We start from the raw sequence: 12,086 nt of genomic DNA, 5'->3' as shown, positions 1-12,086 counted from the left end.
AAAATGTTATTCGTTAAAATCATATTTTTTGATGCGCTTTTGTACGTGCCTTGCCGAAATACCGTGTATCAGCACCGAAAAGAAAATAGTGGCAGTAGTAACGGCAACCAGTTTTTTAGGCTGGTCAAAATCGGCCTGCTGCAACGCAAAAGCCAGGTAAAACAGCGAGCCGATGCCGCGCATACCATAAAACGAAAGTACGAATTTTTGGAAGTTATTCAGCCCGCTGCCTGCTAAAGCTATCCATCCGGTTAAAGGCCGCACAACTAGCACCATGATAAGTGCCGTTGCCAGTATGTTAAAGTTTAGCAGCAAGTGGTAATGCAGGGCTATAAAAATGCCTATGGTAACAAAGATGGCTGCTACTGCAAAGGCTTCCAGCTCCTCATTAAAATCGTGCAGGCTGTGCATGTGCTTTTGTCCCTTTTCATAACGGCTAAACATACAGGCTGCAAAAAACACGGCAAGAAACCCGTAGCCGCCCGTGACTTCGCACAGCGCGTAGGGCAGGAGTATAAGTGCCAGTGCCAGTATGCCACGGCTTATGCGCCCCAAGGTATCTTCTTTATTGCTTATAGAAAAAATGATTTTATATAATCCCCAGCCGGTTAGTAAGCCAATGCCCACACCCAATGCCATTTTTATCAGCACATCATGTAGCAGCCAGATGCCTATCCACTCTTTGTAATCATTGCCTTTAGTCACTAGGGCTATTGCCAGCCATGTAAAAGGGAAAGCCAGTCCGTCGTTAATTCCGGCTTCGGCAGTTAGGCCAAGTTTACTTTGAGAACGGTCGTCTTTGCCGGGCGCCGATGTTTGCAGTTCGCTTGCCAAAACCGGATCGGTTGGCGAAATGAGTGCGCCAAACAGCATTGCCGTAGCCGGGGCAAAACCCATAAACTGCCAACCCAAAACTGCCGCCACAATAATGGTTAGCGGCATGGTAATTACAAGTAAGCGCACGGCATATTTCCAGCTGCTCCATTTAAAGGGCTCTTTAATACGCAGGCCGGCATTGGCAAGGGCTACGAGTACTACAAACTCAGAAACGTGCTGTATTTCGCCCAGATGTTCTAAGGGGTGTACATCGTCATAATTAAACATAAAAAAACCTGCCGCGCCTATAAACAGGTATACTATGGGGGCAGAGATATATCTTTTGCGCAGCATGGTGGGCACAACCGCAGCAAGCAGTGCAATACCGCCTGCAAGCAGCAGGATGAGCGTGTAATTATCGGGTTTAAAATAATGTGGCATCCTATAAAAATAGCCAAAACAAACGGTGCTTTGGCTATTAGTGAGGCGGTTTATAATTTTTTTAACCCCTAAGTAGGTAAACAGTTAAAAAAGAAATATTATTTACTATCTTTTAAATATTTGTCGAGATCAAAATATAGTGAATTTATAGCCACAGGAATATCAGCAACATGCTTATTCATACTTCTTAACTCTCCTTTTTTATTGAAAAGATTTTTTTGATCGTTTATGAAAAATTCTACCCATTTTCCCAAAGTTGGATTGTAATATTCCAAGCTAAGGTATTTAAATGTGTATCTATTGTCGAAAAACTCGAGTTTTATGTAAACACGGGTTTTATAAGTAACTTTGCTGCCAAGACTATTTACAGCCATAAGAGCAGGGTATTCAGCCTCAAGAGTTACCGTTTTGTCCATTTCATGTTTAGTGCCATGTACCTGCACATTTGCCATATCAGTATTTATCCATTTTAATGTGTTTAAATACAGATCAGCAGCAGTTTTTCCGGGAACAGAACTTTCTACTTGCGTAGTGAATGGTTGGTCATATTTAAGTTCAAAAAGATTCTGTGCATTTACACAAATACCGGTGCACACTAATAAAGCGGCTAAAATAAATTTTTTCATTAGGTTGTTGATTTAAATTTTAATACTGTAAATGTAGATTTTTTTCTTATATTACCAAATGTTGTAAGAAAAAAAATATTAACATTGTATAAAATTCTTTGTTTATAATTAATGGCCAAAGAAAAATGGCAGATTACTATTAAAAGTATATTTTCCGTACTTTCACGCCTCCAATCATTCCATATGCTCATAAAAGTTTTCGGCAGCGCCGTCTTTGGTGTAGAAGCTGCAACCATAACCGTAGAGGTTAATATTGATAAAGGTATAGGCTACCACCTGGTGGGCCTTCCTGATAACGCCGTTAAAGAAAGCAGCTACCGCATAGCCGCAGCACTTAAGAACAACGGCTACAGCCTGCCCGGCAAAAAGATAACCATTAATATGGCTCCGGCCGATGTGCGTAAAGAAGGCTCGGCATACGACCTTACCCTTGCCGTAGGCATACTTGCTGCCTCTGGGCAGATAAAGACCGATGAGGTAGACAAGTATATTATAATGGGAGAGCTTTCGCTTGATGGTTCGCTCCAGCCCATAAGGGGCGTGCTGCCCATTGCCATAAAGGCGAAAGAAGAGGGCTTTAAAGGGTTTTTTCTGCCGAAGCAAAACGTAAAGGAAGCTGCCATAGTAGCGGGGCTTGATTGCTATGGACTTGAAAATGTAACCGAAATTATCGACTTTTTTGAGGGGCGCGGTACACTACAGCCTACTATAGTAAATACCCGCGAGGAATTTTATAAAACGCTCGATTTCCCAGAGTTTGATTTTGCCGATGTTAAAGGTCAGGAATCTATAAAACGCTGTATGGAAATAGCTGCTGCCGGAGGGCATAACGTAATACTGATAGGCCCTCCGGGAGCCGGTAAAACTATGCTTGCAAAACGCCTGCCCAGTATACTGCCACCCATGACGTTGCGCGAAGCCTTAGAAACCACCAAAATACACAGCGTAGCAGGAAAGCTGAAAAATGTAGGGCTTATGAACCAGCGGCCTTTCCGCAGCCCGCACCACACCATTAGTAATGTAGCACTTGTAGGGGGAGGAAGTTTTCCGCAGCCCGGAGAAATTTCTATGTCGCATAACGGCGTGCTTTTTCTGGATGAATTACCGGAGTTTAAGCGCGAAGTGCTTGAGGTAATGCGCCAGCCGCTGGAAGACCGCGAGGTAACCATAAGCCGTGCTAAATTTACCATAACTTATCCGTCAAGCTTTATGCTTGTAGCAAGCATGAACCCCAGCCCGGGAGGTTACTTTAATGACCCTGATGCGCCGGTTAGTTCATCACCACATGAAATGCAGCGTTATATGAGCAAAATATCGGGCCCGTTGCTTGACAGGATAGATATCCATATCGAAGTTACACCCGTGCCGTTTGAAAAACTAAGCGACAACCAAAAAGCCGAAAGCAGTGTAGACATCCGTGCACGTGTTACCGCTGCCCGCGAAATACAAACCCGCCGTTTTGAAGAGTTTGAAAACGTACATTATAATGCCCAGATGAGCAGCCGCCAAATACGAGAATACTGTAAGCTGGACGATGCTTCGCTGCAACTGCTTAAAACTGCTATGGAGCGCCTAAATCTTTCTGCCCGTGCCTATGACAGGATACTAAAGGTGAGCCGCACCATTGCCGACCTTGCCACAAGCGATGCCATTACACCGCAACATATTAGTGAAGCCATACAATACCGCAGCCTGGACCGCGAAGGGTGGCTGGGGTAATATTTTAAATTATAAATTATGGGAAATCGTAACAACAGCTATATATTCAATTACGCCTTTGTAATGTCGTTGTTTTTACTGGCATTGAATGACCACATTTTTAAAGGCCTGTACGGTAATGCAGTTACAGGTAAACTTTCAGATCTTGCTGGGCTAATAGTGCTGCCTCTGTTTCTGGCTTATCTTTTCCCTAAATTAAAAACCAGTACAGTAGCCCTGAGTGCGGTGTTGTTCATCCTCTGGAAACTCCCTGTTTCGCAACCATTTACCAATATGTTAAACCAAACTTTTAGCCTGCACCTGGGCCGTGTTGTTGATTATACCGACCTGTTTTGCCTGCTGATTTTACCATTAGCGTATTTAATTATTAAAGATTATAAGGCAGTACTTTTTTTAAAGATGAAAAACCCAAAACTGCATCCGGCAGTTTTAGCAGTGCCTTGTGCTTTAGTGCTCATGGCTACATCTATGCCGCAGCGGTACCTTGAAAGCTACAGGCCTGAAACAGGTAATATTAGCTTTAATGGTGTTTATTTTGATGTAAATCATAGCCCCGCTGAAATGCTTTACCTTTTAAAAAGAGAAGGTTTAGAACCAACTTTAGACACAGTAGGGACGCCTACCCGCATACATGATAAAGAAGTATATATATCACAGCAAAAACATGGCCTTCTTGAGAAAAACCTGTCTTATGATGACTGGAAAAAGGCACGCACGGCGCAGTGGAGAGATACGCTGGAAGGTGAGTTCAGGGCATCCCGCAAGCACTTTGCTAATATGTATATTATTAAAGAATTTACCGCCGGTAATGATACATTGCGAAATTTAAAGTTTTATCTTTACTCGTATTCTGACGATAAACAAAGGGCCAGGATTTCATTATACGGCCTTAATGTGGGTAAAGATTTTAACAATGAGCAGGTTAAGAAGAAACTTACCCGTGCCTACAAAAAGACGATAAAAAGATATTTTAAAAATTTAGATAAAAAATAGATGCTGAAACAGGAACTTGAAACTTTATTTAGCGATATGCCGCAGTTTGTACAGGAAAAGCTTAAGCCCGTTATGCTAAACATACTGGAGCGTGCAGCCGACCTTGATGCTGAAACAGACAAGACATCTGAATATTATGAAGATGAGCGTGCAGACATTATTAAGGAAGTTAACAAGGTAAAATACCTTAATGACCAATGGCAACTGATAAATGCCAAAAAAAATAATTAAGTATGCTTACCTGGGAAGAATTTGAAAAGACAGAAATGCGGGTGGGTACTATTATTGAGGTTAATGATTTCCCCAATGCACGCAAACCTGCCTTTCAGCTTACGATAGATTTTGGCGAACAGTTGGGAATGCTCAAAACGTCTGCGCAAATAACTAAGCGTTACACTAAAGAGGCACTGGTTAACAGGCAGATAATTGCGGTTGTTAACTTTCCTAAAAAACAGATTGCTAATTTTATGAGCGAATGTTTAGTACTTGGCGCAGTAGGGCAGGACGGTGATGTAGTGCTTTTATCTCCTGATTTTAAGGTAGATAACGGCTTGCGCATTGGCTAAACTAATGTGCTGTATACCATGTATAATCTTATCTTATGGTACAATAAGAAAAAATTATACTCAATATTTTTTTTAATGAATTTAATTACTGTAAATTTGCCTAACGGTGTTAAGTAATTTAAATACCTAACAACATGGGAAGTAAAGAACGTATAATCAGGCAAAAAGAAGAGACTAAGGCTAACATCCTTAAGGCTGCACGTGAGATCGTGAAGCAGGAAGGCTGGCAGGGGCTTAGCATGCGTAAGATAGCCGATAAGATAGAATATACCGCCCCTATAATTTACGAATATTTTTCTAATAAAGAGGCCATACTGCAACAGCTTACCTGTAAAGGTTTCCTGTTGCTGTCAAAAGATCTTGAAGAAGTAAACGTCAAAGACATTTCGCCGGAAGCCAAGCTTGAAGGTATGTGGATGGCCTACTGGAACTTTGCCCATACAAATAAGGAAATGTACCAGTTGATGTATGGTGTAGAGATGACCTGTTGCAACCAGGGTACACCAGAGAGCGATTGCCCTTATGATCTTATTAGTGCACAGATAGCGCTGCTGATGGGTAAGGATGACCCGGAAGATGAAGTAATTGTGCAAAAGTATTTCACTTTCTTTTCTGTAATTCATGGCCTTATATCAATAAACATGATAGGCGACGGGCTAAATGCAGATATGAACACGCAGATATTAAAGGATGCTATTACCGGCATTATCCGCACGCTTGTAAAAGAGTAGTGCTTTTTTTTAACACACCAGTTAACACCATTAAATAATTTAATACCAATTTTACAGTATGCTTTTAACAGGCATTTTTTTAAAACCTTTTACTTAACACCGTTAAATATTTTAATAACCTTTTATTCATGTGCTTCGGCTCTTTTTTTTAACTCACTCACTTAACACTGTTAAACGTTTTTAGACGTATTAATTCACCATCAATTTTCTGTAAAAATTTTTACAAACTCACTTAACACCCTTAAATAATTTAATTTCGTTATGAAGCAAACTATCATAATACACGCTATAGCTTTAGCAGCCCTTGTACTATTATACGGCTGTAAAGGCGAAACCGCCGCACCACAGGCTGCACAGGCTCCATCACTGCCTGTATATGCTGTAACACAGCACGATGCTTTTACCTGGCAGGAATATCCGGTAACGCTTGAGGGCCGTACCGATGTAGAGATACGCCCACAGGTAGATGGCTACCTTGAAAAAATATTTGTAGACGAAGGTGCTTATGTAGCAGCTGGCCAGCCTATATTCAAGATACAGGACAGCCGCTACCGCGAGGCGCTTAACAACGCTACAGGTACACTAAATGCTTCTGAAGCTGCTGTTATCAACGCTAAGCTTGAAGTTGAAAAACTTTCGCCACTGGTAGAGGGTAAAGTAATATCTGAATACCAGCTTAAATCGGCTAAAGCATCGCTTAAAATAGCAGAAGCCAATAATAGGCAGGCACAGGCAGCGGTAGCTTCGGCTAAGATAAACCTTGGTTATACTTTAGTTACAGCACCTGTTAGCGGCTACATTACCCGTTTGCCTAAAAAACAGGGCAGCCTTGTATCTGCCGCAGATCCGCTACCACTTACCACACTGTCTGACATTGCTGAGGTTCATGCTTACTTCTCACTAAGTGAGTCTGATTTTATGGCTTTCCGTGATAAATATGAAGGAAATACCCTGGCGGATAAAATTAAGAAACTACCGCCACTTGCACTGGTACTTTCTAACAACAGCGAGTATGAGCAAAAAGGTAAAGTAGATATGGTAGACGGCCAGTTCGACAAATCTACCGGTGCCATTACGCTAAGGGCAAGTTTCCCTAATGCTAAAGGGCTGTTGCGTTCAGGTAATACAGGTAAGGTAAAAATAGGCCTGCCGTTTGCTAACGCAGTACTTATTCCGCAGGCTGCTACGGCAGAAATACAGGATAAAATATTTGTATATACTGTAGACAAAGACAACAAAATTACCAAGATACCTGTAAATGTACTGGGCAAATCGGGCACTGATTACCTTATTAAAGACGGCCTTAAAGCCGGTGACAGAATTGTGTATAAAGGCTTTGAAAGCCTGCAGGATGGTGCGGTTATCGTACCTGAAAAAATAACACCTGAAGTTGCCGTTAAGTAATTTACAACTAACTCTTTAACATCAATTAAACATGTTTCAAAAATTTATAGGCCGGCCGGTTTTGGCTACGGTCATAAGTATCCTTTTGGCTATTTTAGGGGTAATAGGCCTTACATCGCTGCCCTTAACACAGTTTCCGGATATCGCACCACCGGCAGTACAGGTTACTGCGGTGTATCCCGGTGCTAATGCCGAAACCGTACTGCGGTCGGTAGCGCCTTCGCTGGAAGAATCAATAAACGGGGTAGAGAACATGAGTTACATGACCTCTACTGCCAGTAACGACGGATCGCTGGTTATCAGCGTATATTTTAAACTTGGCACTAACCCAGACCAGGCTGCGGTAAACGTACAAAACCGTGTGGCGCAGGCTACCAGCCAGCTTCCTGCCGAAGTAATACAGGCGGGTGTAACTACTGCCAAGCAGCAAAACAGCCTTATTATGGTGGCCGATCTGTACTCTGAAGACGAGTCGCAGTACGACCAGACATTTTTGGCTAACTATGCCCAGATAAACATTATCCCAGAGATTAAGAGGATTCCCGGTGTAGGGCAATCCATCATTTTTGGAGGTAATAAAGACTACTCAATGAGGGTATGGCTAAATCCGGGTCAGATGGCCTCTTACAACATCAGCCCGCAGGAAGTTATGGCGGCCATACAGGACAAGAACCTTGAGGCAGCTCCCGGTAAGTTTGGTGAGAACAGTACACAGTCATTTGAATACGTAATAAAATATAAGGGTAAGCTAAACAAGCCTACAGATTATGGCAACATTATTGTGCGTACTAACCCAGATGGGTCTATGCTGCGCCTTAAAGATGTAGCCCGTGTAGAATTTGGCGCCTACAGCTACGGTAACTTTACCCGTGTAAACGGCAAGCCGGGCGTAAACATTGCAGTTATGCAGCTGCCGGGCTCTAATGCAAATGATATTCAGATAGCGGTAGACAAACTGCTTACCAAAGCATCTAAAGATTTCCCTAAAGGGGTAAAGCACCTTATACTATATAATACTAAGGTAATGCTTGATGCCTCTATAGACCAGGTAAAATCTACCCTTATTGAGGCGTTTATACTGGTATTCATAGTAGTGTTCCTGTTCCTTCAGGATTTCCGCTCTACACTAATCCCAGCTATTGCCGTTCCGGTGGCACTATTGGGTACGTTCTTCTTCATGTCGGTATTTGGTTTCTCTATCAACCTTCTTACACTGTTTGCATTGGTACTTGCCATTGGTATTGTTGTCGATGATGCCATTGTGGTTGTCGAGGCCGTGCATGCCAAGATGGAACACCGGCACCTGCCGCCAAAGGCAGCTACAACATCTGCCATGAGCGAAATTACAGGAGCCATTATCTCTATTACACTGGTAATGTCGGCTGTGTTCCTTCCGGTAGGTTTCATGCAGGGTTCTACAGGGGTGTTTTATAGGCAGTTTGCCTTTACGCTTGCCATAGCCATTGTAATTTCTGCTATCAATGCACTAACGCTTAGTCCGGCGCTTGCCGCGCTATTCCTTAAACAGCATGCTCCTAAAAAAGCAGATGGCAAAACACCAAACCTTAAAGAGCGTTTTTTTACAGGCTTTAACTCCGGTTTCGATAAGATAACCAACCGTTATGTAGGCAGCTTACGCTTTTTAATACGCTACCGTTGGGGCAGCCTTGCAGGCCTTGCAGTAGTAATTGCAGCTACCGTATGGATGGTAAGAACCACACCATCGGGCTTTATACCAAGTGAAGACCAGGGCTTTATCGCCGTATCACTTTCTATGCCTGCGGGCACATCGTTAGACCGTACCAGCCAGGCCATGGAAGAAGCACAGGCAGCTTTAAAAACACTTGAATCTCAGCGTACCCTGATGGGACTATCCGGATTTAATGTAATCACCCAGTCATCAAGCCCATCATTTGGGGTTGCATTTATCCTTCTTAAAGAATCGAAAGAGAGGGGAGAAGTAAAAGATATTAATGCCATTATGGACCAGGCACGCCAAAAACTTGGCGCTGTTAAAGGTGCTAACTTCTTTGTATTTACGTTCCCAACCGTTCCCGGCTTTAGTAACGTGGATGGCCTTGATATGGTGCTTCAGGATAAGACCGGTGGCTCACTGGGCAAGTTTAGCGAAGTAGGTAACAAGTTTATTGGTGAATTGATGCAGCGCCCGGAAATAGCCGTGGCATTTACATCGTTCCGTGCAGATTATCCTCAGTTTGAAATGGAGGTTGATGATGTAAAGGCAGAACAACTTGGCGTAAGTGTAAAAGACCTTATGCAAACGGTGCAGGCTTATTACGGTAGTGCACAGGTATCTGACTTTAACCGATTTGGTAAATACTACCGTGTTATGGTTCAGGCCGATAAAGGTAACCGTGCCACACCGGAGTCGCTTGATGCGGTGTTTGTAAAAAACAAACTTGGCGAAATGGTGCCTGTAAACACACTGGTAAAACTGGTACGTGTTTATGGCCCTGAAAATGCATCGCGCTACAACCTGTTTAACTCTATGGGTATAAACGCCATACAAAAACCGGGTTACAGTTCTGGTGATGCTATTAGGGCGGTAGAAGAAGTTGCGGCAAAATCGCTGCCATCGGGTTACTCTTATGAGTTCTCTGGTATGACAAGGGAAGAGATAACATCGGGTGGTCAATCTGCCGTGATCTTTGGCCTGAGCCTTATCTTTATCTACTTCCTGCTTGCGGCACAGTATGAGAGCTATATACTGCCGTTTGCGGTAATATTATCTATCCCAACAGGTATCTTCGGGGTATTTGCAGCCATTGGCCTTACAGGTATTTCAAATAACATTTATGTACAGGTAGCACTGGTAATGCTTATCGGGCTTCTTGCTAAAAACGCCATCCTTATTGTAGAGTTTGCTGTACAGCGGCGCAAGGCAGGCAAATCGCTACTGGCATCATCGCTGGAAGCAGCCAAGCTTAGGCTTCGCCCTATCATCATGACATCACTTGCATTTGTTGTGGGCCTTGTACCAATGATGAGAGCTACCGGGCCATCAGCGCAGGGTAACCACTCTATTAGTATAGGTGCAGCAGGTGGTATGATATCAGGTGTAATATTAGGTTTGTTTATCATTCCGGTATTGTTCATCGTGTTCCAGTACCTTCAGGAAAAAGTATCGCGAAAAGAAGAAGAGCCTGTTCATGCAGATAACGGCTTAGAACTAATTAAGTAATTGTAATGAAAACATATAGTATATATATAACAATGTTGCTGGTGCTGGTACTTTCGGGCTGTAAGGTCTCTAAAGATGTACCTGCACCGCAGGATGGACTGCCGGAAGCCTATAGAAACGCTTTTTCTAAAGATACGGCAACGGTTGCTGATATGCCGTGGAACAAGTTTTTTACAGATCCGCAGTTGCAGGAACTTATAAACCGCGCTATTAAAGGTAACAACGATTTACAGATAGGTATAAAGAATATCGAAGCGTCAAGGCAGTTGCTAAGACAGTCGAAATGGGGGCAGATACCGCAGTTTAACGCTGCGGTTACGGCCAACACCAGCATACCGTCTCAAAACAGCCTTAACGGTATAAGCCTTAATAATTTTTTGAATACCAGTCATATTGAAGATTATAATGCCGGGGCTACCTTATCATGGGAAGCAGATATCTGGGGTAAAATAAGCAGCCGTAAAAAAGAAGCACTTGCTACATACTTAAAAACAGAGGAAGCCAAAAAAGCCATACAGGCAAACCTTGTAAGTGCTGTGGCACAGGGGTATTATAACCTGCTTATGCTTGATGCGCAGCTTAGTGTTGCTAAAAAGAATCGTGACCTTAGCGAAAATACCGTAAACATGGTTACACGCCAGTTTGATGCGGGTCAGGTAACCCATCTTGCGGTAGAGCAGGCAGAGGCACAGCGCTTAAGGGCTGCACAAATAGTGCCGCAACTTGAAAAAGAAACCATACTTCAGGAAAATGCACTTAGCCTGCTTACAGGTGCCATGCCTGCCGAAATTTCTAAAGGAGGTACGCTTGATACTGCACAGCTGCATGACAGCCTGCCTACAGGAGTACCCACTAACATACTAAGCCACAGGCCCGATGTAAAAGCCCAGGAATATGAACTTAATGCTGCAAATGCCCGTGTGGGTATTGCAAAAGCATTTATGTATCCGGCGCTTAACATTACAGCTAATGGTGGTGTTAACTCTTTTAAATCAGACAACTGGTTTAATATGCCTGCCTCTTTATTCGGTTTGGTAGCAGGTAGTTTAACGCAGCCATTGCTACAGGGCAGGAGGTTAAAAACACAATATGAAGTAGCTAAAATAGACCGTGAAAAAGCGGTTATCTCATTCAGGCAGCAGGTTTTAGTAGCAGTAGGAGAGGTGTCTGATGCACTGGCAGAAATAGAAAAGCTGAAAGAAGAGCGCACTTTTGCAACAGAACGTGTAGCCAACCTGCAAAGAGGAGTAGGCAATGCCGATAAGCTTTTTGCAAGTGGCCTGGCTACATATCTGGAGGTTATTACCGCACAGAGCAACGTGTTGCAAAGCGAGCTTGAGCTGGCAGCAGTAAAAAGAAACCAGTTTTCAGCCGAAGTCAGGCTTTATAAAGCCCTTGGCGGTGGCTGGCAATAATGGTGTTTTAATTGATGTGAGATGGGCTGCCGGGATTCCGGCAGCCCTTTTTTGATTACTCAGATATGTTATAAAAAGTTGTAAATTTTTACACAATGTGATGATTATTGATTAATTGAAATTTTAATATTTTGTTGAAAAGTGTAAAATAATAAGATTACCAGGTCGATAAT

At 42.9% G+C, this 12,086-nt stretch carries 10 protein-coding genes; 8 read left to right on the top strand and 2 right to left on the bottom strand.

What is annotated here, in order from left to right:
• Nucleotides 1–6: 6 nt before the first annotated feature.
• Entirely contained in the window at nucleotides 7–1,257 is a 1,251-nt protein-coding gene (locus tag DYH63_RS10470) for a cation:proton antiporter (protein ID WP_116788754.1), read from the bottom strand.
• Between the two features lie 98 nt (nucleotides 1,258–1,355).
• A complete protein-coding gene (locus DYH63_RS10465; protein ID WP_116788753.1) occupies nucleotides 1,356–1,883 on the bottom strand; it encodes a hypothetical protein in 528 nt (175 codons plus the stop codon).
• A gap of 183 nt (nucleotides 1,884–2,066) precedes the next feature.
• Between DYH63_RS10465 and DYH63_RS10460 the strand changes: the two genes are divergently transcribed.
• The 8 genes from DYH63_RS10460 (at nucleotide 2,067) to DYH63_RS10425 (ending at nucleotide 11,913) form a co-directional block, all read left to right on the top strand.
• Nucleotides 2,067–3,602, top strand: coding sequence for a YifB family Mg chelatase-like AAA ATPase (locus DYH63_RS10460; RefSeq protein WP_116790803.1), 1,536 nt, complete (start codon nucleotides 2,067–2,069; stop codon nucleotides 3,600–3,602).
• An 18-nt stretch (nucleotides 3,603–3,620) separates the two neighbouring features.
• Nucleotides 3,621–4,595: a hypothetical protein gene (locus tag DYH63_RS10455; RefSeq protein ID WP_162926991.1), complete on the top strand. Its 975-nt coding sequence runs from the start codon at nucleotides 3,621–3,623 to the stop codon at nucleotides 4,593–4,595.
• Nucleotides 4,596–4,826 (top strand): hypothetical protein, encoded by a 231-nt coding sequence (locus DYH63_RS10450; protein ID WP_116788751.1) that lies wholly within the window; start codon nucleotides 4,596–4,598, stop codon nucleotides 4,824–4,826.
• Between the two features lie 2 nt (nucleotides 4,827–4,828).
• Nucleotides 4,829–5,161 (top strand): tRNA-binding protein, encoded by a 333-nt coding sequence (locus DYH63_RS10445; protein WP_116788750.1) that lies wholly within the window; start codon nucleotides 4,829–4,831, stop codon nucleotides 5,159–5,161.
• A 134-nt stretch (nucleotides 5,162–5,295) separates the two neighbouring features.
• Nucleotides 5,296–5,892 carry a TetR/AcrR family transcriptional regulator gene (locus tag DYH63_RS10440; protein ID WP_116788749.1) on the top strand — a complete coding sequence of 199 codons (597 nt, stop codon included), beginning with the start codon at nucleotides 5,296–5,298 and terminating at the stop codon, nucleotides 5,890–5,892.
• Nucleotides 5,893–6,153: 261 nt separating this feature from the next.
• Complete coding sequence (locus tag DYH63_RS10435; RefSeq protein ID WP_116788748.1) at nucleotides 6,154–7,296, top strand: efflux RND transporter periplasmic adaptor subunit; 1,143 nt, start codon at nucleotides 6,154–6,156, stop codon at nucleotides 7,294–7,296.
• A 31-nt stretch (nucleotides 7,297–7,327) separates the two neighbouring features.
• The gene (locus tag DYH63_RS10430; protein WP_116788747.1) at nucleotides 7,328–10,498 is read left to right on the top strand and encodes an efflux RND transporter permease subunit; all 3,171 of its coding nucleotides are present in this window, start codon (nucleotides 7,328–7,330) and stop codon (nucleotides 10,496–10,498) included.
• Between the two features lie 5 nt (nucleotides 10,499–10,503).
• Nucleotides 10,504–11,913: a TolC family protein gene (locus DYH63_RS10425; RefSeq protein WP_116788746.1), complete on the top strand. Its 1,410-nt coding sequence runs from the start codon at nucleotides 10,504–10,506 to the stop codon at nucleotides 11,911–11,913.
• Nucleotides 11,914–12,086: the final 173 nt, after the last annotated feature.

Origin of the sequence: Flavobacterium psychrotrophum (genome assembly GCF_003403075.1) — a bacterium.
GTDB classification, from domain to species: Bacteria; Bacteroidota; Bacteroidia; order Flavobacteriales; family Flavobacteriaceae; genus Flavobacterium; species Flavobacterium psychrotrophum.
The sequence above is the reverse complement of the archived record's forward strand: the minus strand, read 5'-3'. Positions and strand labels throughout refer to the sequence as shown.

Bases quoted from the DNA above. Each gene is read 5' to 3' on its own strand.
- DYH63_RS10460 (WP_116790803.1), top strand. From the start codon at position 2,067: ATGCTCATAAAAGTTTTCGGCAGCGCCGTCTTTGGTGTAGAAGCTGCA.
- DYH63_RS10430 (WP_116788747.1), top strand. From the start codon at position 7,328: ATGTTTCAAAAATTTATAGGCCGGCCGGTTTTGGCTACGGTCATAAGT.
- DYH63_RS10450 (WP_116788751.1), top strand. From the start codon at position 4,596: ATGCTGAAACAGGAACTTGAAACTTTATTTAGCGATATGCCGCAGTTT.
- DYH63_RS10455 (WP_162926991.1), top strand. From the start codon at position 3,621: ATGGGAAATCGTAACAACAGCTATATATTCAATTACGCCTTTGTAATG.
- DYH63_RS10440 (WP_116788749.1), top strand. From the start codon at position 5,296: ATGGGAAGTAAAGAACGTATAATCAGGCAAAAAGAAGAGACTAAGGCT.
- DYH63_RS10445 (WP_116788750.1), top strand. From the start codon at position 4,829: ATGCTTACCTGGGAAGAATTTGAAAAGACAGAAATGCGGGTGGGTACT.
- DYH63_RS10465 (WP_116788753.1), bottom strand. From the start codon at position 1,883: ATGAAAAAATTTATTTTAGCCGCTTTATTAGTGTGCACCGGTATTTGT.
- DYH63_RS10470 (WP_116788754.1), bottom strand. From the start codon at position 1,257: ATGCCACATTATTTTAAACCCGATAATTACACGCTCATCCTGCTGCTT.
- DYH63_RS10425 (WP_116788746.1), top strand. From the start codon at position 10,504: ATGAAAACATATAGTATATATATAACAATGTTGCTGGTGCTGGTACTT.
- DYH63_RS10435 (WP_116788748.1), top strand. From the start codon at position 6,154: ATGAAGCAAACTATCATAATACACGCTATAGCTTTAGCAGCCCTTGTA.